Origin of the sequence: Janthinobacterium sp. PAMC25594 (assembly GCF_019443505.1) — a bacterium.
Classification (GTDB): Bacteria; Pseudomonadota; Gammaproteobacteria; order Burkholderiales; family Burkholderiaceae_D; genus Janthinobacterium.
This window is the reverse complement of sequence record NZ_CP080377.1, coordinates 2,602,177-2,625,998: the sequence shown is the minus strand read 5'-3', so window position 1 is coordinate 2,625,998 and position 23,822 is coordinate 2,602,177. Positions and strand designations below refer to the sequence as shown.

The following is a 23,822-nucleotide window of genomic DNA, read 5'->3' as shown; positions in this document are numbered from 1 at the left end:
AGGGAACGTCTAATGCTGCCAGCAATTGTTGTAGAGAATCTTCCGCGCCTGGTGCGCGCCATCAAGCTGTTGCCGAACGACCCGCGCGAGGATGCGGCGCTGGACCTGGCCGACGAGTTGACGGGCATCACGGCCATGGTGGCCGAGAAGTTCACGAATGAACGCACGGCCGACGGCATCCAGAAAGCGCTGTTCCTGACGGTGGGCGGCGTGTCCTTGGGCCTGGAACAGGCCGTCGCGCATGAAGGCGACCAGGCCGCCCTCGATTTCCTCGTCGAGCACGGCGCCGAGCACGCGTTCCAGGTGGGCTTTCGCCTGATCAAGGAATTGTCGCAGCTGCCGGAAGATGCCCTCGTCGGTGAATACGACCAGGACCCCGTCTACCTGCAGCGCCGTTTGCGCGAGCTGTTCATCGATATTTGCCAGGCCGACCCGAACCAGAACTGGGCCGGCTATGAAAAGTATGCGGTGCAGTTGCAACAGCGCAAGGAAGTGCAAGCCGTGGTGCGCCTGGCCAGCTGGCTGCGCCGCCACCACGACAACGGCCCCGTCAGCGATAGCGACCTGAATGCCGAGGGTGTGATTGCCGTGGCCATCATCTTCGCCATCGAAGGTGGCGGACGCATCATGGCGCGCACGGGGCAGAAGGAGTTTGAACGCTTCGTGCGTTCCGTGCGCAAGAACAAGCCCGACTTCGAGGAAGGCTGGGCCGCCCTGGTGGCCAAGGTGCCCGTGCAGCATCACCCGGTGTTGCTCGACCGCATAGAATCCTACCGCCGCAGCTGCACCGTCGTGCATAAGATCCTTACGCGGGCCAGCATGAAAAGCCTGTTCGAGGATCTGGAAAACTACGCGGGTTCGGAGCTGGACGCGGATTATTCGTAATCCAACGCTGTTGTCGGATTACGCGGCGTGCCGCCGCTAATCCGACCTACGACGGCGCGCGTCCCGTAGGTCGGCTTAGCTGCGGCACAGCCGCAGCGTAAGCCGACACTGCAGCCTACGCTCCCCCTTCCAGCGCCGCTGCCTCGGCCAGTTTCACGAATGCCGCCACCAGCGGCGACGTCTCATCTTCCCGTTGTGCCAGTAACAAGCTGGTGGTCGCCTGCGGGTCGGCGATGGGGCGGTAGCACACGCCATCCATGCGGATGCGGTCGAACGAGGCGGGCAGCACGGAAATACCGCAGCCGGCCGCCACCAGGCCGATGATGGTCGACGCTTCGCCCGCTTCCTGCGTCACCTGGGGCACGAAGCCGGCCGCCTTGCACAGGCGGAAGATCTGCGGATAAATCCCCGTGCCCGCATCCTTGGGGTACATCACAAAACCTTCGCCCGCCATGTCGGCAATGGCAATCGCGTCCTTGGCCGCCAGCGCGTGGGCGACGGGCAGCACGAGGAACAGCGGGTCCTGGCGCAATTCGGTGAGGCGGATGTCGTCCGGGTACGTCGTTTCCGGCGGGCGCACGAAGCCCAGGTCCATCGTCCTGCCCGAGATCGCTTCCAGCTGATGCAATGTCGCCATTTCATGCAAGGTCAGGGTGACATGCGGGAATTGCTGGCGGTAGCGGTTGATGACGGTGGCGAAATACGGCGTAAACGGCGTGGAAAAGGTAAAGCCGATGCGCAATTCGCCCGCTTCGCCCCGCTGGGCCCGGCGCGCCGTCACGGCCGCCTGCTCCGACAGGGCCAGGATGCGCCGCGCATCATCGAGGAAGAGTGCGCCCGCCTGCGTCAGGCGCACGGAGCGCTTGTTGCGCTCGAACAACTGCGCGCCCAACTCTGCTTCCAGCGCCTGGATTTGCTGGCTCAGCGGCGGTTGGCCGATGTGCAGGCGCTCGGCCGCGCGCGTGAAGTGCAGCTCTTCGGCGACGGCGACGAAGTAACGCAGGTGGCGCAGTTCCATATAAGTAATATTTTAAAAGTATGAGTTGGGCCTTGAATATATATTGGACGATATGAGTTGGCAATCCTAAGATGAAAACTCGCTTCCTTTCCGAAACACGGCCATGTCTGATTCATCGCTCGCTTATGCCTCCGTCGCCACCCCGGCGCTTTCTCCTGCCGCTCCCGCTCCCCGTTCGGCCATCGCCAAAGGGACGGCTGAATTCAAGCGCAGCAACCGCGCCCTGTTCTTCGGCGGCTTCTCCACCTTCAGCTTGCTGTATTGCATCCAGCCCCTGTTCCCGCTGTTGTCGCAGCAGTTTCATCTGACGCCCGCGCAAAGCAGCTGGTCGCTGTCCGTGTCGAGCGGCTTGCTTGCCATTTCCTTGGTGCTGCTCAGCGCCGTCTCGGACCGCATCGGCCGCAAGCCGCTGATGGTGGCGTCGATGTTTTCCGCCGCCATATTGACGATTTTTTCCGCCTTCGCCCAGGATTACGCGCAGCTGCTGGCGATTCGTGCCGCGCTGGGCGTGGCCCTGGGCGGTATGCCGGCCGTGGCCATGGCTTACCTGGGCGAGGAAATCGAGGGGCCGTCGCTGGGCCTGTCGATGGGCTTGTATATTGCCGGCAGCGCGTTTGGCGGCATGTCGGGACGCTTGATCGCTTCCATGCTCAGCGATTTCCTTTCGTGGCGCTGGGCCCTGGGCGTGCTGGGCGTGGCCGGCGTGCTGGCGGCGGCGGAATTCTGGCGCAGCCTGCCCGCATCGAAAAACTTCGTGCCCAGTACCCGTGGCTGGAATGCCTTGCCGCACGCGATAAAACAGCATTTTTCCGACCGGGGCTTGCCGTGGCTGTTCTGCCTGGCGTTCGTGCTGATGGGGTGTTTTGTCAGCCTGTATAACTACATCGGCTACCGCCTGCTGGCCGCGCCGTTCAACTTGCGCCAGAGCACGGTCGGCTTGCTGGCCTTTCTGTACCTGATCGGCATCTTCAGCTCCGTCTGGGCGGGACGCCTGGTGGACCGCCTGGGGCGCCGGGGCGTGCTGTGGATCATGCTGTCGGTGATGCTGTCCGGCATTGTATTGACCCTGTTCGATTCGCTGCCGCTGATCGTCATCGGCATGGCGCTGGCCACCTTCGGTTTCTTTGCCTCGCATTCGATCGCCAGCAGCTGGGTCAGCCGCCGTGCGCGCGCGCCGCAGGCGCTGGCTTCGGCCTTCTATCTGCTGTTCTATTACCTGGGATCGAGCCTGATCGGTTCCGCCTCGGGCATGATGTGGGGCTTCGATGGCTGGACGGGCGTCATCATCATGCTGGGCCTGTGCCTGGGCGGCGGCGTGCTGATCGCCTTGCGCTTGCGCCATCTGCAACCGCTGGGCGCGCGCGAAGCGGTGGGTTGAGCGGCTATTTGGGGCAGTTGCCGATCATCGTTTCCCCATTCCTGCCTGCGCGCGTGGTCACGCACAAGGTGCCCAGCGCGCTGGTGATCTTGTAGGTGCGGCTGCCCCTGGCCGCATTCGCGCCCACTTCCTCGATTTTCGATGCCTCATACCATTTCGGCGGCACGGCCGCGTAGGCCTCGGCAAACCCTTGCTGCATGCGCTTGAAGCCCGTGTCGTCGAATTTCTCCCCGCCCCGCTGGGGGAATTCCTTGCGCAAATCCTTGTCGATCTTACCCACGTCGCGTTTGGCTTGCGCCAGGATGTCGGCCGCGCTGGGCGCTGGCGGTGCCGTGATCGCTTCCGGCATTACAGGCGCTGGTGCCTGCTCGACGGTGGGGGCGGCGGGCAGGGGGCGGCTGACGGGCGCCGCCATTGGCTGGCGCGGCACGCGCGCGGCGGCTGGTTTGATGCTGGGCAGGGGCTTGGGCGGCGCCGGGAGCGTGTGGCGCAGCCAGCTGATGGCCGGACCTTGCGGCAGGTGCTCGTCAGTGGCAAGGCGGGGCCGCGACTGCAGGATGACATAGGCCAGCCCCGCGTGCAGCAGGACGATCAGCAGCAGGCCGGGAGCGCGGCGGGGCAGGGGTGGCAAGGAGGTCATGGAGGGCATGGTGGTTCAGGTACGCCAATGTATCCGAGGTATTTGATCATTATCTAAAATGTCACAAGCACTTACAAAAAAAGTGCCTCATGGAAATTTCAATGCCGTGGCGGGTGGTGGGGAACCCTGGATCGGCCTGACGATCCAACTCCAGATAGCATGGGAGGACACATCATGATGCAGGTAAAGGAAGTGGCACGGCGCTTTGGCGCCATCGAACACGCGATCGGCCAGGCGGCCCAGCTGTGCGGCAAGCAGCAGGGCATGCCGATGGACTTGAAGGATTGCATCAACCAGCTGGACCAGCAAAAGAGCGCCGTGCGGCAAGCCATCGACACGCAAGACGATGCGCGCATCCGCCAGGCCGTCGACCAGATGGAATCGCTGGGCGACCGCGCCAAGCGGGCCTGCGGCACGGCGACCAGCGTGACGCCGGAAATGAAGAGCGCCGTGCTCAAGGTGCACGATGAACTGTCTGACTTAAAGCACCAGTTGCATTAGCTACATCTGCCGGAACAGATGGGCATATAGCGGACTGACGCGCAGTTGCGCCGGATGCTGGCGCAGGGTCAGCGACAGCTTGCCCGCGTCGTCGCGCACGGCCGTGGCGATGGCGCTGGCGTTGACGATGGTGCCCCGGTGGATTTGCCAGAATTGTTGCGGGTCCAGCTGGGGCAGCAATTCCTTCAGGCTCGTGCGTATCAGCGCTTCGCTGTCCTGGCACACGACGTTGATGTATTTGTCCAGCGCTTCGAAATACACGACGTCGGCCAACGCGATCATGCGCACGCTGTTGCCGACGGCCGCCCGTATCATGTGCAGGCGCGGGGCCGGTGGCAGCATGGCTTGTAGCTGGCTTAGCAGGCGGGCCAGGTTGTCGTCGCTGGCGGCTGTTGTTTTCATCGCCGCCATGGGCGCCAGCGTGGCGGCTGGCGCTGGCGCTGGGGTTGCTGTTGTTGTACCGCTGTCGCACAAGCGCTGCTGCAGGCGCTCCACCGTCTTGCCCAGGCGCGCATCGTTGACGGGTTTTAGCACGTAATCGGCGGCCGCATGCTCGAAGGCGGCCAGCGCGTATTCATCGTAGGCGGTGACGAACACGATGTGCGGAAATGGAACGCCGTCCGGCCACTGCTCCGCCAGTTCTTCGGCCGCTTCCAGGCCCGTCTTGCCTGGCATCTTGATGTCGAGAAAGAGGATGTCGGGCTGCAGCGCCAGGCCTTGCCGCAAGGCTTCCACGCCGTTGGGGCAGGTGGCGACAATGTCGAGTTCCGGCCACAATCGCTGCAAGGCGTGCGCGAGGGCGGCGGCAAGGATGGGTTCGTCTTCGGCGATCAGGGCGCGCGGGGTGTGGTGGCTCATGCGAGGGGACTCGTGATGGTGGGTGGAAGGGGGAGTGTCAGGCGGGCGATCGCGCCTGCCGGATGGTTGGCGGCCAGCGACAGGCTGGCGGCATCGCCATGCATGCCGCGCAGGCGTTCGCGGATATTCGCCACGCCCAGCTGCGTGCCCTTGGTCTGGCCCGGATGATCGAGGCCCAGGCCATCGTCGGCAACCGTCAGGATCAGCACGCCGTCGTCAGTGGACGCCTGCACATGGATATGGCCGCCTTCGATCTTTGCTTCCAGGCCATGCTGGATGGCGTTTTCCACCAGCGGCTGCAGCAGCATGGGAGGCACTTTGTTATCGCGCAAGGCCTCGGGCAAGTCCAGCGTAAAGCGCAGGCGCGCGCCCATGCGGGTGGACATCAGGCCCAGGTAGGCTTGCATCAGGGAAAACTCCTGCTCCAGGGTGGTGGACCCGGCGCGCGAGGACGAGAGGGTGGCGCGCAAATACTGGATCAATTGATCGAGCAGCAGCTGGGCGCGGTCCGGATCAAAGCTGATCAGGCCCTGCAGATTGGCCAAGGTGTTGAACAGCATGTGCGGTTCGATCTGCGCCTGCAGCAGCTGCAGTTGCGCTTGCATGGCTTGGCGCGCCACGGATTCGGCGCGGGCTTTTTCCTGGGCCGCCTCCATTTGCAGGCGCGCAATCTTTTCGCGGCTGCCAAAGAACAGGATGGCCGCTCCCGCCGCCGCCAAGGTGAACACCGTCATGCCGACATTGCGTGACGACATGGAGATGGGCGCGGGAACGTCGATATTGGCGAGCCAGCCGAACAGCATGGTGCCGGCCACCTGCGCCACGGCGGCACTGACGATGACGAGGATGCTGAACGGCAGCAACGGGGCGCGCCGCTGTTCGCCCCACCATGCCAGGCGGATGCCGTCGATGAGCAGGAAGACGATGCCGCCGATGCACATCGAGGCCAGCAGGTTGAGCCAGAAGCTTTGCCCGCCGCTCAGCACGAAGGTGACGAAGAGCGCGCACAGCACATTGAGCAGCAGCGCATAACGGGCATCGGCCAGCAGGCGCCGGTAGGGAAAGCCCGTCTTGCGCGGGACGGTATCGGTGGTGTGCATGCGGGACCGCTTTCTGGTGGGCGTTTGGGTTGGCAATGCGACAATTATGGGCGGCTCTGCACGCGGGCGCAACGCGGTTGCGACGAAACCGTGCGGATGTGGCGCCAATCGCCTGATCGTGTCCTTTACACAGTGGCGCTTGCGCGCGATGATGGCACGACGTCCTCATCGACAACTTCATCATGATAAAGGAACACCATGTGGCCCTATCCACGCACCCTGGCGCACCGCGGCGGCGGCACCCTGGCGCCTGAAAACACCCTGGCCGCCCTGCGCTGCGGCCTCGCCTACGGCTACCGCGCTGTGGAATTCGACGTCATGCTGGCGTCCGACGGCGTGCCCGTCGTCGTGCACGATCCCGAACTGGGCCGCACCGTGGCCGGCAGCGGTCATGTCAGCGATTACACGGCCGCGCAGCTGGGCGCGATGGACGCGGGCGCCTGGTTCGGCCCGCAGTTTGCGGGCGAGGGCGTGCCCACGTTTGACGCCGTCGTGGCGTATTGCAAGGCGCAGCGCATCTGGATGAATATCGAAATCAAGCCGGCGCCCGGCGTTGACGTACCCACGGGTGCGGCGGTGGCGCGGGCCACGCGCGATTATTTCGTGCAGGAAATTGCTGCAGGAGAATTATTGCCACTGCTCTCGTCGTTCAGCATCGAAGCCCTGCAAGCGGCGCGCCAGGCGGCCCCGGAACTGGCGCGCGGCTGGCTGGTCGAACAACTACCGGAAGACTGGGCACGGATGGCGCGCGAGCTGGGTGTGGTGGCGATCCATTGCGACCACCAGCAACTGACGCCGGAACTGGCGCGCGAGGTCAAGGAGGCGGGATACGGGCTGTTCTGCTACACCGTCAACACGCCCGAACGGGCCAGCGAGCTGCTGGCCTGGGGCGTGGATGGGTTTTGCACGGATAGGATAGATATTATTCCATCCATGGCGTAGGTCGGATTAGCGGGGCAAAGCCCCGCGTAATCCGACAACATTGTTGACGTTACTGGTGTTGTCGGCTTACGCGCGTGCGCGCTAAGCCGACCTACGTTTCAAACAGCTTAGAAAGTCACGCGCATTCCCACAGTCAAGTTGCGCCCCATCAACGGCGCCGCGTTCTTGATGAATGAGGTGTGGCTGTATGCCAGTTCATTCGTCAGGTTGTTCGCCTTGATGTAGAACTGGGCCGGCGTGGTGCCGATGCGCGTGTCGTAGTTGGCGGACAGGTTCAGCATGTTGTAGCCCGGCGTTGCCGTTTCGAACGCGGCGACCTTGTCCTGTTTGCCCACGCGGTAGAACTCGGCCACGCCGCTCCATGCCTGCCAGTTGGCGTCAAGCTTCACGCCGACGCGCTGGGCGGGGATGCGGGGTAAATTGCCGCCGCCGTCGGCCAGCTTGGCCCGCACATAGTCGCCGAACACGCTGGCGCCGAACATGGGGTTCAGTTGCTGGCGCACTTGCCCTTCCACGCCCGTGAACGTGGCGTCGCGCTGGGCGTACTGGATCAGCTGGAAGCCTTCGTGGCTGTCCAGCGTGGAGCCGAAGATGTAGTTGTCGACCTTGTTGCGGTAGGCGCTGGCCGAGAAGGTCGTGGCGCCCGCATATTTGCGCAGGGTCAAGTCGATATTGTTCGACGTTTCCTTGCCCAGGTTTTGGTTGCCCAGCTCATACGTGGCCGTGGCCATGTGCACGCCGTGCGCATACAGTTCCTCGGCGCTGGGCAAACGGTGCGTGCGGGAAATGGTCGAACCGAGCGAGTACTGGGGCGCAAATTTCCACACGGCGCCCAGCGAGATCGAGGTGCCCTTGGCGCTGCGGTCCTGCAGGGTGGCGCTGTCGACCGCGATGTCTTGCCATTCATGGCGCAAGCCCGCTTCGAAGCGCCATTGGTCGAGCTTGTATTCCTCCACCAGGAAGGCTGCGTGTTTCTTCGTTACCGTCGGCGCCACGTATGCTTCCTCGCCCAGGGCCGAGAAATCGCGCTTCGACGTTTGCAGGCCGACCACGCCGCGCCAGCCGAAGACGGGATGGTGTTCCATTTCCAGGCGCGTATCGTGGCCCTTGTTCTTGAACGTGGTGGCGATTTCCGCACCTTCGATTTCATCGTGCTTGTAATCGGTGAACGCGGCGCGCAGGCGCAGCTTGGCGAAGCCGGGCACGGGGTCGCGCAATTCGCCGCGCACGTCCCAGCGTTCGCTTTTCAGTTTCACGTAGGGAACGCTGCCGTGCTCGTGGTCATGTTCCTCTTCAGCACCATGGTCGTGGCCGTCGTGGCCGCCGCAATGCAGGTGCGCGCCGTGCGGGTGGCAGCTTTCGAATTCATGGTTGTGGCCCGGCAAGCCGTATTCCGCATGCTGGCTGGTGAAGGCCAGGCCCAGGAAGCCGCGTTGACCCACCCACGACACGCCCACGCTGCCCGTGTCCGTCTTGTTGTAGCTGCCGGCCACCTTGGAGCCGCCTTCCCAGCCGCTGCCGACCTTGTATTCTTTCGCATCGCGCTTGACGCCTTCCGCATGGACAGCGATGTTGCCGGAGCCGCCAGTCACTTCAAAGGCACCCGCCTTTTCGCGCGCCGCCGAGTTGGCGCGCACTTCCGCGCTGCCTTCAACACCTTTCGCCGGTACGCGGGTGGGGATTTTCTTGTCGATCACGTTGACGACGCCGCCGACGGCGCCGCCGCCGTAGGCCAGCGCGGACGGGCCGCGCAAGACTTCAATCTGTTCCGACAGCATCGGTTCGGCCGCGACAGCATGGTCGGGGCTGATGGTCGACGCATCCTGCACTTCGGCGCCATCGGACAGCACCTTGACGCGCGGGCCATCCATGCCGCGGATGATGGGCCGGCTGGCGCCGGCGCCGAAATGGCTGGACGTGATGCCGGGCTGGCCCGCCAGGGTTTCGCCCAGGGTCGCAGCCCTTGCCAGCACCAGTGCTTCGCCTTCCAGTACGGTCACTGGCGTGCTCATGTCGTCGCTGCCCAAGGCCAGGGCGCTGGCCGAAACGGTGACGGCAGGCAAGGTGGCTGTTTGCTGCGCCAGGGCGCTGGCAGGGGTGGCAAAGGCCAGCATGATGGCCAGCGCGAGGGGAGTGGGTTGTTGAGGACGGACGGACATGGGCAAGAATTCCTTATTCGCTATCGGTGGTGGCGGGGTTGGGGCAGGCCATTGCCGGATGGGTTGGCTGCCAGAAGATGATAATGATAACCCATTATCATTACTGTGTGACAGTTTTTCCGGGCGGTGGATGCAGGCGGATGGTGTATTCTGTCGGCTATGGAACGCACAACACGTCAAAAAACCGCTATTCAAGCCGCCATCGAGTCGGCCCAGCGCCCCCTGTCGGCGCAGGAAATCCTCGAACAGGCCAGCTTGCAGGTGACGCAGCTGGGCATCGCCACCGTTTACCGCAATTTAAAATCGCTGGTGCTGGAAGAAAAGGTGCACGTGGTGACCTTGCCGGGCGAAAACCCGCGCTATGAGTCGAACACGGCCGCCAATCATCACCACCACCATTTCCAGTGCACCACGTGCCAGCGCGTGTTCGACGTGCATGATTGCCCGGGCGACTTAAAACGCATGGCGCCGCAAGGCTTTGTCGTCGAGCGCCACGAACTGACCCTGTACGGCCGCTGCGCCGACTGCAATGCCGCCGCCGGCGCCGCCGCTGTGGTGGACGCCGCGCCGCTGCACGCCTGCGCCAGCGGCCACGACCCGGCCTGAACGGGCAGGCTCGCATCTGTGGGCAGGCTTGCAACAATGCCCGTGCCCACCATAATTGCCGCACCCCATATCACGTATAATCTTCCCTTTAAAGCTGCCGCCACTTTTTGCCAAAAAAACATGAAATCATCTGAAATCCGCGACAAGTTCCTCAAATTTTTCGAATCCAAGGGCCATTCCATCGTCCGTTCCAGCTCCCTGGTGCCAGGCAACGATCCGACCTTGCTGTTGACGAACAGCGGCATGGTGCAATTCAAGGATGTGTTTACGGGCACGGACAGCCGCCCGTACACGCGCGCCACCTCGGTGCAGCGCTGCGTGCGCGCCGGCGGCAAGCACAACGATCTGGAAAACGTCGGCTATACGGCGCGCCACCATACTTTCTTTGAAATGCTGGGCAACTTCAGCTTTGGCGACTATTTCAAGCGCGACGCGATTCAATACGCGTGGGAACTGCTGACCAAGGTGTATGGCTTGCCGGCTGACAAGCTGACCGTCACCGTGTACATCGAGGATGACGAAGCGTACGACATCTGGGCCAAGGAAATCGGCGTCCCAACCGAGCGCATCATCCGCATCGGCGACAACAAGGGTGCGCGCTACGCGTCGGACAATTTCTGGCAGATGGCTGATACGGGCCCATGCGGTCCGTGCACGGAAATCTTTTACGACCACGGCGCCGACATTCCTGGCGGCCCGCCGGGCTCGCCTGACGAAGACGGCGACCGCTTCATTGAAATCTGGAACCTGGTGTTCATGCAGTTCAACCGCGACGAAGCGGGCGTCATGCACAAGCTGCCGAAGCCGTGCGTCGACACGGGCATGGGCATGGAGCGCCTGGCCGCCGTGCTGCAGCATGTGCATTCGAACTATGAAATCGACCTGTTCCAGCATTTGATCCGCGCCGCCGCGCGCGAAACGGGCGCCACGGACCTGGAAAACAAGTCGCTGCGCGTGATCGCCGACCACATCCGCGCCGCCGCCTTCATGATCGTCGACGGCATCATCCCGGGCAGCGAAGGCCGCTCGTATGTCTTGCGCCGCATCATTCGCCGCGCCTTGCGTCATGGCCACAAGCTGGGCCAGACGAAACCGTTCTTCTACAAGCTGGTGGCCGATCTCGCCATCGAGATGGGCGGCGCCTATCCGGAGCTGGAAGAAGCGAAAGACAACGTCGCCAACATGCTGAAAGCCGAGGAAGAGCGTTTCGGCGAAACCCTGGAAACGGGCATGAAAGTGCTGGAAGCGCAGCTGGCCAAGGATGCCACGGGCATCGACGGCGCCACCGCTTTTACCTTGTACGAAACCTACGGCTTCCCGCCGGACCTGACGGCCGACATCTGCCGCGAACGCAACATCACGTTCGACCAGGTGGGCTACGACGTGGCCCTGAAGGAAAGCCAGGAACTGTCGCGCAAGGGCGGCAAGACGCACAAGGACAGCAAGGTCGAGTACACGGGCGAGAAAAACACCTTCGTCGGCTACGATCAATTGACGTTCAGCAGCAAGGTCGTCGCGCTGTACGCGGCCGGTACGCCGGTGCAGGAACTGAAAGCCGGTGACACGGGCATCGTCGTGCTCGACACCACGCCGTTCTATGCGGAATCGGGCGGCCAGGTGGGCGACCAGGGCGTGATCGCCGCAGGCGCGGGCAGCTTTGCCGTCAGCGACACGCTGAAAATCCAGGCTGACGTGTTCGGCCACCACGGCGTGCTGGAATCGGGCGTGCTGAAAGTGGGCGACGCCGTCTCGGCGCAAGTCGACACGGCCAAGCGCGCGCGTACCATCCGCAACCACTCGGCCACGCACTTGATGCACAAGGCCTTGCGCGAAGTGCTGGGCAGCCACGTGGCGCAAAAGGGCTCGCTGGTCGATCCGGACAAAACCCGTTTCGACTTCAGCCACCATGCGCCGATGACGGCGGAACAGATCGTCGCAGTGGAAACCATCGTCAATAAAGAGATCCTGGAAAACCGCGCCACGCAAGCCCATTTGATGTCGTTTGACGATGCCGTCAAGCATGGCGCGATGGCCCTGTTCGGCGAGAAATACGGCGACGAAGTGCGCGTGCTCGACATCGGCAGCTCGAAAGAGCTGTGCGGCGGCGTCCACGTGCAGCGCACGGGCGATATCGGCCTGTTCAAGATCATCGGCGAAAGCGGCGTGGCCGCCGGCATCCGCCGCGTGGAAGCGGTGACGGGCGAGGGCGCGCTGGCGCTGGTGCAAACGATTAACCGCCGCCTGGTCGAAGCGGCGCAAGCGCTGAAGGCGCAGCCGGAAGAGCTGACTGCCCGTATCGGACAGGTGCAGGATCATGTGAAGGCGCTGGAGAAGGAACTGGCCGCGCTGAAATCGAAACTGGCGTCGGGCCAGGGCGATGAGCTGGTCACGCAAGCCGTCGATGTCAATGGCATCAAGGTGCTGGCCGCCGTGCTGGAAGGCGCCGACGTGGCCCGTCTGCGCGAAACCATGGACAAGCTCAAGGACAAGCTGAAAACGGCCGCCATCGTGCTGGCCAGCGTGGCTGATGGCAAGGTCAGCCTGATCGCCGGCGTCACGGCCGACGCCACTTCCCGGGTCAAAGCGGGCGAGCTGGTGAACTTCGTTGCACAGCAAGTGGGCGGAAAAGGCGGCGGACGCCCCGATATGGCGCAGGCGGGCGGCACCGATCCGAGCGGCCTGGCGAACGCCCTGGCCGGCGTACTGGCCTGGGTCGGCGAACGTGCCACACAGGCGTAAGCTAGAGGATATGCGGGGTTTGCACCCCATAGCCCCTTGAAAACGGCCCGCAGACGATGTTTGCGGGCCGTTTTGCCGTGTGGAATCCCGTTGTGACACCACAACAGCCGATGAACTATTTTGGTGCAGCGCGTCAATGCCCCTGATTTAGAGTAGTATGTCGAAAATCAGTACAACAAAACAATGGTGGAATATTGATGATGAGCGACACACTACTTGATACCGAGATTATGGAATTTCACAAAGAACTCGACGCGCGCGGCTTGAATTGCCCGTTGCCGATTCTGAAGGCGAAAAAGGCTTTGTCAGAGCTGCAGAGCGGGGAAGTGCTGCGCATCATGGCAACCGATCCCGGTTCCGTGCGCGACTTTCAGGCTTTCGCCAAGCAAACGGGCAATGCCCTGCTGTCGCATGTGCAGACGGGTACCGAATTCGTCTTCCTGATGCAACGCAAATAATTCTGCCAGCCGGGGCCGCCGTGGCGCGGCCTGCTTGATACCTTGCCGTACCGCGCTTTTGCGTCACTTTCGCGCCCTTTTGCTGCCCTGCAGCGTAGCGGCAGACTCCCCTGAAATCCCCGAAGCTGGACAGTTTAGATGGATTGCTCTAACAAAAAATCGCACGATCGTGCTTAAATTCGGTTCAGGATTCAAATTTCTCTTATAATCGAACGCACAATCAGCACTTGATCCGTCATTTTTATAATTTCCCAAAGGCATAGCTATGAAAGTCTTGGTACCCGTCAAACGCGTGGTCGACTATAACGTCAAAGTCCGCGTCAAGAGTGACGGCACTGGCGTCGATACCGCCAACGTCAAAATGTCGATGAACCCTTTCGATGAGATCGCGCTGGAAGAAGCGATGCGCCTGAAAGAAGCCGGCAAGGTCACGGAAGTGGTCGCCATCTCCTGCGGCGTGACGCAGTGCCAGGAAACCCTGCGCACGGCCATGGCCATCGGCGCCGACCGCGGCATCCTGGTGGAAACGACGACCGAACTGGAACCGCTGGCCGTCGCCAAGCTGGTGAAAGCCCTGGCCGAGAAAGAGCAGCCGCAACTGATCATCCTGGGCAAGCAAGCCATCGATGACGACAGCAATCAGACCGGCCAGATGCTGGCTGCCCTGCTGGGTTGGCCGCAAGCCACGTTCGCCTCGAAAGTCGTGCTGGAAGACGGCAAAGTCACCGTCACGCGCGAAGTTGACGGCGGCCTGGAAACCCTGGCATTGACCTTGCCAGCGATCATCACCACCGACCTGCGCCTGAACGAGCCACGCTATGTGACTTTGCCGAACATCATGAAGGCCAAGAAAAAGCCGCTCGAGACCGTCAAGCCGGAAGACCTGGGCGTCGATGTCGCGCCACGCCTGAAGACCCTGAAAGTCGTCGAGCCAGCCAAGCGCTCGGCCGGCATCAAGGTCCCGGACGTTGCCACCTTGGTCGCCAAGCTGCGTACCGAAGCCAAGGTTATTTAAACATACCCCAAGACAAAAACTGGGGTCAGACCTGGAAGGTCCGACCCCCGGCACTTGCACATTACTAGGAATCATCATGGTCGCATTAGTTATTGCTGAACACGACAACGCTACCTTAAAGGGCAGCACCCACCACACCGTGACCGCGGCCGCCCAGTGCGGCGGCGACGTGCACGTACTGGTCGCAGGTTCGAACGCCTCGGCTGCCGCCGCTGCCGCAGCGCAAATCGCCGGCGTGACGAAAGTCATCGTGGCCGACGCGCCATACTTCGCCGACGGCCTGGCCGAAAACGTGGCCGAGCAAGTGCTGGCCATCGCCGGCAACTACAGCCACATCCTGGCGCCAGCCACCGCTTACGGCAAGAACATTCTGCCGCGCGTCGCTGCCAAGCTGGACGTGGCGCAAATCTCTGAAATCACCAAGGTCGATTCCCCTGACACGTTCGAGCGCCCGATCTACGCCGGTAACGCCATTGCCACCGTGCAATCTGGCGACAAGGTCAAGGTCATCACCGTGCGCACCACCGGTTTCGACGCCGCCGCCGCCACCGGCGGTTCGGCTGCCACCGAAACCGTCGCCGCCGTTGGCGACAATGGCAAGTCCACTTTCGTGGGCCGCGAACTGGCCAAGTCCGACCGTCCTGAACTGACCGCCGCGAAAATCATCGTGTCCGGTGGCCGTGGCATGGGTTCGGCCGAGAACTTCCACATCCTGGAACCGCTGGCCGACAAGCTGGGCGCCGCCATGGGTGCTTCGCGCGCCGCCGTTGACGCCGGCTTCGTGCCGAACGACTGGCAAGTGGGCCAGACGGGCAAGATCGTCGCGCCATCGCTGTACATCGCCGTCGGTATCTCGGGCGCGATCCAGCATCTGGCCGGCATGAAAGACTCGAAAACCATCGTCGCCATCAACAAGGATCCGGAAGCGCCGATCTTTGCCGTGGCCGACTACGGCATCGTGGGCGATCTGTTCGAGATCGTGCCGCAACTGGTCAAAGAACTGGGTTAAGTCACACCCCTTCCGGTTTTGTTACTGACAGAGCCACGCCGGCCCGCCCCACACGGCGAGCCGTGCGTGGCTTTTTTCTTGGAGAAATAGATGAGCTATCAAGCCCCGCTGAAAGACATGTTGTTCGTGATGAACGAACTGGCCGGCCTCGCCGAAATCCACACTTTGCCTGGCTGCGAAGACGCGACGCCCGACACGGCCGAAGCCGTGCTGGAAGAGAACGCCAAATTTTGCGGCGCCGTGGTGGCCCCCCTGAACTGGCCCAGCGACAAGGAGCCGAGTTTCTGGCACGACGGCCAGGTCACGACGTCAAAGGGCTTCAAGGAAGCCTTCAAGGCGTATGGCGAAGCGGGCTGGCAGGGCGTGCAGCATCCGACGCAGTTCGGCGGCCAGGGCTTACCGAAGCTGCTGGCGACACCGTGCATCGAAATGCTCAACTCGGCCAGCATCTCGTTCGCTTTGGTCGCCCTGCTGTCGGATGGCGCCATCGAAGCGCTGCTGACGGCCGGCAGCGACGAGCAAAAGGCGCTCTACCTGGAAAACTTGGTGTCGGGCAAGTGGACGGGCACCATGAACCTGACGGAGCCGCAAGCGGGGTCCGACCTGGCGGCCGTGCGCACGCGCGCCGTGCCGCAGGGCGACGGTACCTATAAAGTCTTCGGCACGAAGATTTTTATCACCTACGGCGAGCACGACATGGCGGAAAACATCGTCCACCTGGTGCTGGCCCGCACGCCGGACGCGCCCGCCGGCGTGAAAGGCATTTCGCTGTTCATCGTGCCGAAATTTCTCGTCAACGCCGACGGCAGCCTGGGCGAGCGCAATGACGCGCACTGCGTGTCGATCGAGCACAAGCTGGGCATCAAGGCCAGTCCGACGGCGGTATTGCAGTTCGGCGACCATGGCGGCGCCATCGGCACCCTGGTGGGCGAGGAAAATCGCGGCCTCGAATACATGTTCATCATGATGAACGCCGCCCGCTTCGGCGTCGGCTTGCAAGGCATCGGCCTGGCCGAGCGCGCCTACCAGCAAGCCGTGGCTTTCGCCAAGGACCGCGTGCAGTCGCGCGACCTGGCCGGCTCGCCCGGCCCGGTGTCCATCATCCACCATCCGGACGTGCGCCGCATGCTGATGTCGATGCGCTCGCAGACGGAGGCGGCGCGCGCGCTGGCCTACGTGGGCGCGGCCATCAGCGACGTGGCGCATCACCATCCCGATGCCGAAGTGCGCGCGGAAAGCCTGGCCACCTATGAATACCTGGTGCCCGTCATCAAGGGTTGGGCCACGGAAATGTCGCAGGATGTCACGCGCGACGGCGTGCAAGTGCATGGCGGCATGGGTTTCATTGAAGAAACAGGCGCCGCCCAGCATTACCGCGACGCCAAGATTCTCACCATTTACGAAGGCACGACGGCGATCCAGGCGAACGACCTCGTGGGCCGCAAGACGGTGCGCGACGGCGGTGCCGTGGCGAAAGCCATCATCGCCCAGGTGCGCGCCACGGAAGCCCAGCTGGGCGAGCTGACCGGCGCCGATTTCCAGGCCATGCAGCGCCACCTGGCCGAAGGCAGCGCCGCGCTGGAAGCGGTGGTGGAGTATGTGGTGGCGAACATGAAGACGGACATCAAGGCCGTGTTCGCGGGCAGCGTGCCGTATCTGAAGCTGGCCGGCATTGTGCTGGGTGGCTGGCAAATGGCGCGCGCGGCCGTGGTGGCACAGCAAAGGCTGGGAGAGGGCGGCGGCGACGCCTCGTTCTACAGGGCAAAAATCGCCACGGCGCGCTTCTTTGCCGACCACATCCTGTCGCAGGCACCGGGCTTGCGCGCCACCATCATCGATGGCAGCGCCGGTGTGATGGCCTTGTCGGAAGAGCAGTTTTAAGTTGAAACCGTGCAGGTGAATGCCGGCTGAAGGCAAAAAAGCGCTGGAGATCACTCTCCAGCGCTTTTTTAACCACAAAGACAAATGCCGGGGTCAGACCCGCCGGGTCTGACCCCAGATTTACTCTGCGTTCTTAACGGCGGGCGATGCCGTTGCCGGAGTTACGTACCAGATCGCCAGCAGCCAGCCCCGGATCCTGATCAAACGCGAAGTCGGCCTTGGCGCCCGTCTCATACTGCACGGTGACGGTCCACACCTTGCTGTTTTTCATGTGGCCTTCGACTTGCTTGCCTGCATAGGCGCCGCCAGCGGCGGCGGCCAGGGTGGCCAGGTCCTTGCCGCGTCCGCCGCCCACCTGGCGGCCCAGCAGGGCGCCGGCCACGCCGCCGCCTATCATGCCCAGGGCGCCGCCTTCGCCCGCTTTTTCAGTGACGTTGACTGCCAGCACCTTGCCGCAATCGGCGCAGATCTGGTGTTGTGGCTGCTTGGAAGGCTGGCTGGCGTAGGAATTGCCCGCTTTCTGTGCGGCCTTGGCGTTGATGATGGCCTGGTCGTATTCGCTCTTGGCGTCGCGCAGGCATTGCATGCGGGCTTTTGAGCTGGTTTCTTCTGTGCACAATTTCTTGTCGTCCGCATAGCGCGTGCTGGCTTGTTTCGTATCGTAGGTGTATTGCGCCTTCGGCGACAGGTTTTGCGCGAAGGCGGAGGTGCTGAACAGGGCCGTGATGGCGACTGCGAGGATGAGTGGGCGACGAATCATGATCTTCTCCTAGGGGGTGTGGAATGTGCCAGTAATGTTGGCATTGTGAATGCAGTATAGGGGAAAATCATGATTGCTTACCAACACTTACATGTGGGCCTGATGCAAGTGATTTGATGTTGTTTTTAAACTGAAATTAACCGTAGGCGCCGCCCGTGTACAGCAAGTCGAACAGGCGCGCCATGGTGGCGATCAGCACGCCCGCGCCTAGCATCAAGGTAGCGACCAGCACCACGGCCAGGGGCCAGCCCGTGTCCGACAGGCGGCCCGAGGCGGCGTTGTAACGCGCGTCCCATTTGTCGTCCGGCATCAAGCCCAGCACCAGCGCCTCCAGGAAGCCGACCAGGGCGGACAGGGTCAGCGGCAATATCTGGTAAAACCAGTCGGCCTCGGGAAGCAGTTGGCGCAGCAGCAAGGCGGCGGGCAGGGCGGCCAGATGGAGCCAGCCCCAGCGGTCTTTGGCGCCATGCAGGTAGAAGCGGTGCGCGCCCAATATGCCCAGCAGGAAGGCCAGCAGTGTCGTGAAGGCCTTGTTCTTGTGCGACTGTTGCAAAATGGTGGCGGTGGTCATGGGACTCCAGAGTTGCTCATCGGTATAGATTGCCAGTATCGGCCATTGTCTCGCACAACGATAGCACTTTCCTGTGGCGTTTATGCAATGATTTCGCGTGATTTCAAGCCATGGCCGGCACGATAGGCGCAGACGCCTATTGCGTCTTCGGCCATGACTGGTCATAATGTTTGATTAGCCCAAATTACACGCCCGTCATCATAACGCTTGCTGCCTGGCGGTAAAGCGCGCTATAATTTGCGGCTTTTTCCGCCTCAGCACACTTTTTGGAAATATTATGGTCGTTATTCGTTTAGCTCGTGGAGGCGCCAAGAAGCGCCCGTTCTTCAACATCGTCGCTACAGATTCGCGCAATCGCCGCGATGGTCGCTTCATTGAGCGTATCGGTTTTTACAACCCGATGGCGCAAGGTGGCGAAGTTCCACTGCGTATCACCGCAGACCGTCTGGCCTACTGGCAAGGCGTTGGCGCACAATTGTCGCCAACCGTTGCTCGCCTGGTTGCCAGCAACAACAAAGCAGCAGCTTAATTAGATCACTGGTTTGACGGTCAAGACTGCATCCGGGGTGAAAGTCCCCGATGACCTGGTACAGGTAGGCTATGTCTCCGGTGCTTATGGCATTGCTGGCGGGGTCAGGATCACTCCTTTCTCCGACGACGCGGATGCATTATTAAGCGTTAAAACCTGGTGGTTTGATAAACCGACCTTGCATGATGTTGAAGTCAGGCAAGCGAAGTTACACGGCGGCGACGTCGTGGCCCAGCTGGTGGGTGTGGTCGGGCGGGATGCCGCAGAAGCGCTGAAAGGCGTTTCTGTGCAAATTCCGCGTAGCCATTTCCCGACGCTGACGGCCGATGAATTTTATTGGTCCGATCTGATCGGACTGACAGTCGAGAATTTGCAAGGCGAGTGCCTCGGCACAGTGCACGACATGATGAGCAATGGTCCGCAGTCGATCTTGCGCGTTACGCCCGTCGCCACTGCCGATGAGACCGTTGAAAAGGCGCCTGAGCGCCTGATCCCGTTTGTTGGCCAGTTTGTCATTAACGTTGACAAGACCGCCAACAAGATCACGGTCGACTGGGGCCTCGATTATTAAACCGCCTGCGCATAATTTTGCGCCGGGCAAACATTGCAGGATGGTGAACGATGCAATTTGATGTCGTGACCCTGTTCCCGGAAATGTTTGCCGCGCTGACGCAGTCGGGTGTGACCCGGCGCGCCTTCGAGCAGGGGAAATGTGGCTTGTCGCTGTGGAATCCCCGTGATTTCACCACCGACAATCACCGTACCGTGGATGACCGCCCGTATGGCGGCGGCCCCGGCATGGTGATGATGGCGCGTCCCCTCGAAGCGACAATTAATGCCGCAAAGCAACGCCAAGCCGAACTCGGACTGGCGGCGCCCCGCGTGGTGTTCATGTCGCCGCAAGGCCGTCCGTTGACGCACGAGCGCGTCACGCAGCTGAAAGCCGAACCTGGTTTGGTGATCCTGTGTGGCCGCTATGAAGCCGTGGACCAGCGTTTGCTGGACCGTTGCGTCGACGAAGAAATCAGCGTCGGCGACTTTGTCCTGTCGGGCGGCGAATTGCCCGCCATGGCGCTGATGGATGCGGTGATCCGCCTGTTGCCGGGTGTCTTGAACACCGAGGCATCGGCCATCGAGGACAGCTTCGTCAATGGCTTGCTCGATTCGCCGCATTACACGCGGCCGGAAACATATGAAGGCATGGCCGTGCCGCCCGTCTTGATGGGCGGCAATCATGCCGAGATCGTCAAGTGGCGCCGCCAGCGCATGCTGGAAGCGACCGCGACGAAGCGGCCCGACCTGCTGGTCAGTGCGCGCGCCGCCGGCTTGCTCAGCAAGACCGACGAAAAATTCTTGGCCAGCCTGTAAGCCGTCTCCGGACGGCCGGCAGGGTGACCAGTAGTGCCGGGCATGTTGCCCAAATTGTGTTACCCATCCTCTACCGGGCGGATACTTGCTATCCACAGTGCGCCGGCATGATGGTTTTCGGAGTGTTAAAAATGGACTTGATTCAACAATTAGAGCAGGAAGAAATTGCTCGTCTGGGTAAAACCATTCCTGAATTCGCACCAGGCGATACCGTTATCGTCAGCGTCAACGTAGTCGAAGGTACGCGCAAGCGCGCCCAGGCTTACGAAGGCGTCGTTATCTCCCGTCGTAACCGTGGCCTGAACTCGAACTTCATCGTTCGCAAGATCTCGTCCGGCGAAGGCGTCGAGCGTACGTTCCAACTGTACTCGCCGCTGATCGCTTCGATCGAAGTGAAACGCCGTGGTGATGTTCGCCGCGCCAAGCTGTACTATCTGCGTGAGCGTTCGGGTAAATCGGCGCGTATCAAAGAAAAATTGCCAAATCGCCGCGTTGTGGCGAAAGCAAGCGCGTAATATCAGCGTCTGCGTTGGGAAAAGGGGTGCCTCTCGGCGCCCCTTTTTTATTCTGAATTGTCTATGGGACAAGCTGCATGGCCACCATCGCATTTGATCCACAACAATTAGCCATCGATTCGATCGCCGGCGAGGCGGCGCTGGACGCCGTGCGCCTGACGCCGGACTGGCTGCGCCAGCGCCTGGCCGAGCAGCCCGACTGGCAGCCCGAGATTACCCAGGATTTCCTGTCCGCCCGCGCCGTGCCCGTGCGCGCCGCCGTGCTCATTCCACTGGTGCAGCGACCGCAGGGCTTGACCATCTTGCTGACCATGCGCACGGACCATCTGAGCAGCCATGCGGGCCAGGTCAGCTTTCCCGGCGGGCGCAGCGAAGCCTTCGATGCGTCGCCCATCGCCACGGCCCTGCGCGAAACGCAGGAAGAAGTCGGCCTGGCGCGCGAGCACATCGAAGTGTTGGGCCGCCTGCCCGACTACCTGACGGGCACCGGCTACCAGGTCACGCCCGTGGTGGGCCTGGTGACGCCGCCGTTCGAACTGCGCGCCGACCCGTCCGAGGTGGCGGAAATCTTCGAAGTGCCACTGGCTTTCCTGATGGATGGCCTCAACCACCAGCGCCTGTCGGTGGAATTGCCCGGCGGACGGCGCTCGTTCTACGCCATGCCCTACGAGCGCTTCTACATTTGGGGCGCGACGGCCGGCATGCTGCGCAATCTGTTTCACCTCTTGCGCGCGTAAAATGGTGCCGCGCACGTAATAAGTTTGATTCCAGCACGGCACTGCGCTATCGTAGCGGGCATTGCGGTATTGCTGAAAAAGACAAAAAGGACGTTTGATGACATTTCTCTCCATACTTTGCGCATTGCTGATCGAGCAGCTCAAACCTTTGCGCGCGGACAATCCGATCTACGCCGAAATCAAGAGCCTGGCAATGCGCATGGAGACCTGGTTCAATGCCGGCCACGCCAACCATGGCCGCATGGGCTGGTTCCTCATGATCGGCGTGCTGATGGTGCCGACGGCAGGCGTGTACTGGCTCTTGCGGTATTACCAACTGACACCCCTGGTCTTCGTCTGGAACGTCCTCATCGTCTATCTGACCCTGGGCTTTCGTCACTACAGCCATTACTTCACCTCGATCCAGCTGGCCCTGAGCGCCGGCGACGAGGCGTCCGCGCGTACTTTGCTGGCCGACTGGACCAAGCTCGACACGGTGGGCATGGAAACGAGTGAAATCGCCCGCATCGCCGTGGAAAAAGCCCTGATCACCACGCATCGCAATGTATTTGGCGTCTTTTTCTGGTTCCTGATGCCGCTGGGCCCTGCCTGCGCCGTGATGTACCGCGTGGCCGAATACCTGGCGCGCGCCTGGAACGAGCCCGAGCACATGCGCAATGAAGCGTTCGGCCAGTTCGCCGCGCGCGCCTTTTACTGGATCGACTGGATTCCCGTGCGCTTGACGGCCGTGGCGTTTGCCGTGGTCGGCAATTTCGAGGATGCCATCTACGCCTGGCGCAATTTCGCCCAGCGCTGGCAGGACGAGGCCATCGGCATCATCCTGACGGCCGGCGGCGGCGCCATGGGCGTGCGCCTGGGCACGCCAGCGGAAACGGCGGCCCGTGTGCTGGTGACCCCCGACATGGCCGTCGATGACAGCGACAGCGAAAGCGATATCCTGCCCGGCGAAGAGCCGGGCGCGCGCGCCTTGCAGAGCACGGTCGGCCTGGTCTGGCGCGCCTTGCTGCTGTGGATGCTGCTGCTGCTGCTGATGTCGGGCGCCGTTTTCCTCGGCTGACGCGGGCGCACACGCGCCATCCATGCGCCTTGCGCGCGGAACAAGGTTAAAATAGGGGCTGGCGCGTTACGCGTGCCGGCCCCTGTTTGCAGCGTCAGGGCAGATCGAGGTAGAACCCAAGTCTTCTATAAGATATAATACTGGCTTACCGCAGCAAACGTAGTTGAATTACCAGCCCGGCTTACCCGCCGGGGCCATTCACGCAATCCAGTCCCGACAAGCCACATGGCCGAGTTATCTCAAAAAACAGGGGAACTCTCAGACGAGTTCTTCATCCTTGGTCTCACCAGCAATGGCAAGCAATTTCGACCCAGCGATTGGGCCGAGCGCCTTTGTGGAGTGATGTCCTGTTTCAATCCCGAAGGTGGCGGGCGCAATGCGCACCTCCAGTATTCGCCCTACGTGCGCCCGACCGTCGTCAATGGCGTCAAGTCGGTGGTGGTCAACACCAAGCTGCGCGAGATCGAGCCGATGGCGTTTCACTTCGTGCGCGAATTTGCCAAGGATAACGACCTGCAAATCGTCGAAGCCTGCTTCCTGCCGCCCCCCGAAGAAAAGTAAGACCGTTTCAATTGATCTGCCGCAAACCCGCCACGGCGGGCTGGCGTAGCGTGGGCACTCTGCCTCAAACGGAGTGGCGACATGCGTATCGGCGACATCTGTACCCTGCACACCATCCATTGCCAGCGTGACACCAGCGTGCAGGACGCGGCGCTGCTGATGCGCCAGCATCATGTGGGCGACCTGATCGTGGCCGAGCAGCCGAACGGCGAGCGCGTCCCCATCGGCATCCTCACCGACCGCGACATCGTCATTTCCGTCATCGCCCTGGGCCTCGACCCCGCCAGCCTGCTGGTGGGCGACATCATGAGTGCGCAACTGCTCACCGCCAGCGAAGACGAAGACGTCTACGACATCATCGAACGCATGCGCGTCAACGGCATCCGCCGCTTGCCCGTGGTCAATAGCCTGGGCGGCCTTTCCGGCATCGTCAGCATCGACGACCTGCTGGCCTTTCTGGCCCAGGAGATGGCCGAGCTGGCACGCATCAGCGGCGGCCAGCTGGTGCACGAAAAGCGCACCAGAAAATAAGCCC

At 62.2% G+C, this 23,822-nt stretch carries 25 protein-coding genes; 18 read left to right on the top strand and 7 right to left on the bottom strand.

All coding sequences use genetic code 11. The annotated features are described in order from the left end of the window. Positions 1-12: 12 nt before the first annotated feature. The gene (locus tag KY494_RS11895) at positions 13-885 is read left to right on the top strand and encodes a hypothetical protein (RefSeq protein WP_219133179.1); all 873 of its coding nucleotides are present in this window, start codon (positions 13-15) and stop codon (positions 883-885) included. Between the two features lie 115 nt (positions 886-1,000). Here the strand turns inward: KY494_RS11895 and KY494_RS11890 are convergent, their stop codons facing one another. Next, on the bottom strand, positions 1,001-1,903 hold the full coding sequence (locus KY494_RS11890) for a LysR substrate-binding domain-containing protein (RefSeq protein ID WP_219891063.1): 903 nt from the start codon (positions 1,901-1,903) through the stop codon (positions 1,001-1,003). 103 nt (positions 1,904-2,006) lie between these two features. Between KY494_RS11890 and KY494_RS11885 the strand changes: the two genes are divergently transcribed. Further along, positions 2,007-3,281, top strand: a complete 1,275-nt coding sequence (locus tag KY494_RS11885; RefSeq protein ID WP_258194811.1) for an MFS transporter — start codon at positions 2,007-2,009, stop codon at positions 3,279-3,281. A gap of 4 nt (positions 3,282-3,285) precedes the next feature. Here the strand turns inward: KY494_RS11885 and KY494_RS30025 are convergent, their stop codons facing one another. After that, on the bottom strand, positions 3,286-3,930 hold the full coding sequence (locus tag KY494_RS30025; protein WP_219891062.1) for a hypothetical protein: 645 nt from the start codon (positions 3,928-3,930) through the stop codon (positions 3,286-3,288). Between the two features lie 165 nt (positions 3,931-4,095). Here KY494_RS30025 and KY494_RS11875 point away from each other — a divergent pair, with 165 nt between their 5' ends. Then, positions 4,096-4,422: a hypothetical protein gene (locus KY494_RS11875; protein ID WP_070221866.1), complete on the top strand. Its 327-nt coding sequence runs from the start codon at positions 4,096-4,098 to the stop codon at positions 4,420-4,422. Here the strand turns inward: KY494_RS11875 and KY494_RS11870 are convergent, their stop codons facing one another. Together KY494_RS11870 and KY494_RS11865 are read right to left on the bottom strand one after the other, a co-directional pair. Further along, the gene (locus tag KY494_RS11870) at positions 4,423-5,280 is read right to left on the bottom strand and encodes a LytTR family DNA-binding domain-containing protein (RefSeq protein ID WP_219891061.1); all 858 of its coding nucleotides are present in this window, start codon (positions 5,278-5,280) and stop codon (positions 4,423-4,425) included. After that, entirely contained in the window at positions 5,277-6,380 is a 1,104-nt protein-coding gene (locus KY494_RS11865; RefSeq protein WP_219891060.1) for a sensor histidine kinase, read from the bottom strand. Before KY494_RS11865 ends, KY494_RS11870 begins: the two co-directional genes overlap by 4 nt. Positions 6,381-6,578: 198 nt before the next feature. On the opposite strand from KY494_RS11865, the gene ugpQ reads away from it, so the two are divergent. After that, positions 6,579-7,322: a glycerophosphodiester phosphodiesterase gene (gene ugpQ / locus KY494_RS11860; protein ID WP_219891059.1), complete on the top strand. Its 744-nt coding sequence runs from the start codon at positions 6,579-6,581 to the stop codon at positions 7,320-7,322. A gap of 107 nt (positions 7,323-7,429) precedes the next feature. On the opposite strand, the gene KY494_RS11855 is transcribed toward ugpQ, so the two are convergent. After that, on the bottom strand, positions 7,430-9,481 hold the full coding sequence (locus KY494_RS11855) for a TonB-dependent receptor domain-containing protein (protein ID WP_219891058.1): 2,052 nt from the start codon (positions 9,479-9,481) through the stop codon (positions 7,430-7,432). A 159-nt stretch (positions 9,482-9,640) separates the two neighbouring features. On the opposite strand from KY494_RS11855, the gene KY494_RS11850 reads away from it, so the two are divergent. From KY494_RS11850 to KY494_RS11825, 6 genes are all read left to right on the top strand, one after another. Continuing rightward, the gene (locus KY494_RS11850; protein WP_219891057.1) at positions 9,641-10,087 is read left to right on the top strand and encodes a transcriptional repressor; all 447 of its coding nucleotides are present in this window, start codon (positions 9,641-9,643) and stop codon (positions 10,085-10,087) included. Between the two features lie 120 nt (positions 10,088-10,207). After that, on the top strand, positions 10,208-12,826 hold the full coding sequence (alaS, locus tag KY494_RS11845; protein WP_219891056.1) for an alanine--tRNA ligase: 2,619 nt from the start codon (positions 10,208-10,210) through the stop codon (positions 12,824-12,826). A gap of 200 nt (positions 12,827-13,026) precedes the next feature. Next, entirely contained in the window at positions 13,027-13,284 is a 258-nt protein-coding gene (locus KY494_RS11840) for a sulfurtransferase TusA family protein (protein ID WP_225317265.1), read from the top strand. A gap of 265 nt (positions 13,285-13,549) precedes the next feature. Continuing rightward, positions 13,550-14,299 (top strand): electron transfer flavoprotein subunit beta/FixA family protein, encoded by a 750-nt coding sequence (locus KY494_RS11835; protein ID WP_099379460.1) that lies wholly within the window; start codon positions 13,550-13,552, stop codon positions 14,297-14,299. Positions 14,300-14,375: 76 nt separating this feature from the next. Then, entirely contained in the window at positions 14,376-15,308 is a 933-nt protein-coding gene (locus KY494_RS11830; RefSeq protein WP_131688382.1) for an electron transfer flavoprotein subunit alpha/FixB family protein, read from the top strand. A 90-nt stretch (positions 15,309-15,398) separates the two neighbouring features. Beyond that, positions 15,399-17,189: an acyl-CoA dehydrogenase gene (locus KY494_RS11825; protein WP_219891055.1), complete on the top strand. Its 1,791-nt coding sequence runs from the start codon at positions 15,399-15,401 to the stop codon at positions 17,187-17,189. Between the two features lie 133 nt (positions 17,190-17,322). On the opposite strand, the gene KY494_RS11820 is transcribed toward KY494_RS11825, so the two are convergent. Next, positions 17,323-17,949: a hypothetical protein gene (locus KY494_RS11820; RefSeq protein WP_219891054.1), complete on the bottom strand. Its 627-nt coding sequence runs from the start codon at positions 17,947-17,949 to the stop codon at positions 17,323-17,325. A 136-nt stretch (positions 17,950-18,085) separates the two neighbouring features. Further along, positions 18,086-18,520 (bottom strand): NINE protein, encoded by a 435-nt coding sequence (locus KY494_RS11815; protein WP_219891053.1) that lies wholly within the window; start codon positions 18,518-18,520, stop codon positions 18,086-18,088. A 277-nt stretch (positions 18,521-18,797) separates the two neighbouring features. Between KY494_RS11815 and rpsP the strand changes: the two genes are divergently transcribed. The 8 genes from rpsP to KY494_RS11775 all read left to right on the top strand — a co-directional run bounded on the left by rpsP (position 18,798) and on the right by KY494_RS11775 (position 23,818). Next, positions 18,798-19,049, top strand: a complete 252-nt coding sequence (rpsP, locus tag KY494_RS11810; RefSeq protein WP_010395524.1) for a 30S ribosomal protein S16 — start codon at positions 18,798-18,800, stop codon at positions 19,047-19,049. Between the two features lie 13 nt (positions 19,050-19,062). Next, a complete protein-coding gene (gene rimM / locus KY494_RS11805; RefSeq protein ID WP_257571985.1) occupies positions 19,063-19,620 on the top strand; it encodes a ribosome maturation factor RimM in 558 nt (185 codons plus the stop codon). 50 nt (positions 19,621-19,670) lie between these two features. Beyond that, entirely contained in the window at positions 19,671-20,417 is a 747-nt protein-coding gene (gene trmD, locus KY494_RS11800; RefSeq protein ID WP_219891052.1) for a tRNA (guanosine(37)-N1)-methyltransferase TrmD, read from the top strand. A 131-nt stretch (positions 20,418-20,548) separates the two neighbouring features. Next, positions 20,549-20,932: a 50S ribosomal protein L19 gene (gene rplS, locus KY494_RS11795; RefSeq protein WP_010395528.1), complete on the top strand. Its 384-nt coding sequence runs from the start codon at positions 20,549-20,551 to the stop codon at positions 20,930-20,932. A gap of 77 nt (positions 20,933-21,009) precedes the next feature. Further along, entirely contained in the window at positions 21,010-21,669 is a 660-nt protein-coding gene (locus tag KY494_RS11790; RefSeq protein ID WP_219133194.1) for a CoA pyrophosphatase, read from the top strand. Positions 21,670-21,766: 97 nt separating this feature from the next. Next, entirely contained in the window at positions 21,767-22,726 is a 960-nt protein-coding gene (locus KY494_RS11785; protein ID WP_219133195.1) for a CobD/CbiB family protein, read from the top strand. 225 nt (positions 22,727-22,951) lie between these two features. Further along, positions 22,952-23,287, top strand: a complete 336-nt coding sequence (locus tag KY494_RS11780) for a DUF3579 domain-containing protein (RefSeq protein WP_029496213.1) — start codon at positions 22,952-22,954, stop codon at positions 23,285-23,287. A gap of 81 nt (positions 23,288-23,368) precedes the next feature. Beyond that, complete coding sequence (locus KY494_RS11775) at positions 23,369-23,818, top strand: CBS domain-containing protein (protein WP_219891051.1); 450 nt, start codon at positions 23,369-23,371, stop codon at positions 23,816-23,818. Positions 23,819-23,822 lie beyond the last annotated feature (4 nt).

Bases quoted from the DNA above. Each gene is read 5' to 3' on its own strand.
- KY494_RS11855 (WP_219891058.1), bottom strand. From the start codon at position 9,481: ATGTCCGTCCGTCCTCAACAACCCACTCCCCTCGCGCTGGCCATCATG.
- trmD (WP_219891052.1), top strand. From the start codon at position 19,671: ATGCAATTTGATGTCGTGACCCTGTTCCCGGAAATGTTTGCCGCGCTG.
- KY494_RS11820 (WP_219891054.1), bottom strand. From the start codon at position 17,949: ATGATTCGTCGCCCACTCATCCTCGCAGTCGCCATCACGGCCCTGTTC.
- KY494_RS30025 (WP_219891062.1), bottom strand. From the start codon at position 3,930: ATGCCCTCCATGACCTCCTTGCCACCCCTGCCCCGCCGCGCTCCCGGC.
- KY494_RS11835 (WP_099379460.1), top strand. From the start codon at position 13,550: ATGAAAGTCTTGGTACCCGTCAAACGCGTGGTCGACTATAACGTCAAA.
- KY494_RS11895 (WP_219133179.1), top strand. From the start codon at position 13: ATGCTGCCAGCAATTGTTGTAGAGAATCTTCCGCGCCTGGTGCGCGCC.
- ugpQ (WP_219891059.1), top strand. From the start codon at position 6,579: ATGTGGCCCTATCCACGCACCCTGGCGCACCGCGGCGGCGGCACCCTG.
- KY494_RS11830 (WP_131688382.1), top strand. From the start codon at position 14,376: ATGGTCGCATTAGTTATTGCTGAACACGACAACGCTACCTTAAAGGGC.
- rplS (WP_010395528.1), top strand. From the start codon at position 20,549: ATGGACTTGATTCAACAATTAGAGCAGGAAGAAATTGCTCGTCTGGGT.
- KY494_RS11785 (WP_219133195.1), top strand. From the start codon at position 21,767: ATGACATTTCTCTCCATACTTTGCGCATTGCTGATCGAGCAGCTCAAA.
- KY494_RS11790 (WP_219133194.1), top strand. From the start codon at position 21,010: ATGGCCACCATCGCATTTGATCCACAACAATTAGCCATCGATTCGATC.
- KY494_RS11865 (WP_219891060.1), bottom strand. From the start codon at position 6,380: ATGCACACCACCGATACCGTCCCGCGCAAGACGGGCTTTCCCTACCGG.
- rpsP (WP_010395524.1), top strand. From the start codon at position 18,798: ATGGTCGTTATTCGTTTAGCTCGTGGAGGCGCCAAGAAGCGCCCGTTC.
- KY494_RS11775 (WP_219891051.1), top strand. From the start codon at position 23,369: ATGCGTATCGGCGACATCTGTACCCTGCACACCATCCATTGCCAGCGT.
- KY494_RS11890 (WP_219891063.1), bottom strand. From the start codon at position 1,903: ATGGAACTGCGCCACCTGCGTTACTTCGTCGCCGTCGCCGAAGAGCTG.
- alaS (WP_219891056.1), top strand. From the start codon at position 10,208: ATGAAATCATCTGAAATCCGCGACAAGTTCCTCAAATTTTTCGAATCC.
- KY494_RS11780 (WP_029496213.1), top strand. From the start codon at position 22,952: ATGGCCGAGTTATCTCAAAAAACAGGGGAACTCTCAGACGAGTTCTTC.
- KY494_RS11850 (WP_219891057.1), top strand. From the start codon at position 9,641: ATGGAACGCACAACACGTCAAAAAACCGCTATTCAAGCCGCCATCGAG.
- KY494_RS11870 (WP_219891061.1), bottom strand. From the start codon at position 5,280: ATGAGCCACCACACCCCGCGCGCCCTGATCGCCGAAGACGAACCCATC.
- KY494_RS11815 (WP_219891053.1), bottom strand. From the start codon at position 18,520: ATGACCACCGCCACCATTTTGCAACAGTCGCACAAGAACAAGGCCTTC.
- KY494_RS11825 (WP_219891055.1), top strand. From the start codon at position 15,399: ATGAGCTATCAAGCCCCGCTGAAAGACATGTTGTTCGTGATGAACGAA.
- KY494_RS11885 (WP_258194811.1), top strand. From the start codon at position 2,007: ATGTCTGATTCATCGCTCGCTTATGCCTCCGTCGCCACCCCGGCGCTT.
- KY494_RS11840 (WP_225317265.1), top strand. From the start codon at position 13,027: ATGAGCGACACACTACTTGATACCGAGATTATGGAATTTCACAAAGAA.
- KY494_RS11875 (WP_070221866.1), top strand. From the start codon at position 4,096: ATGATGCAGGTAAAGGAAGTGGCACGGCGCTTTGGCGCCATCGAACAC.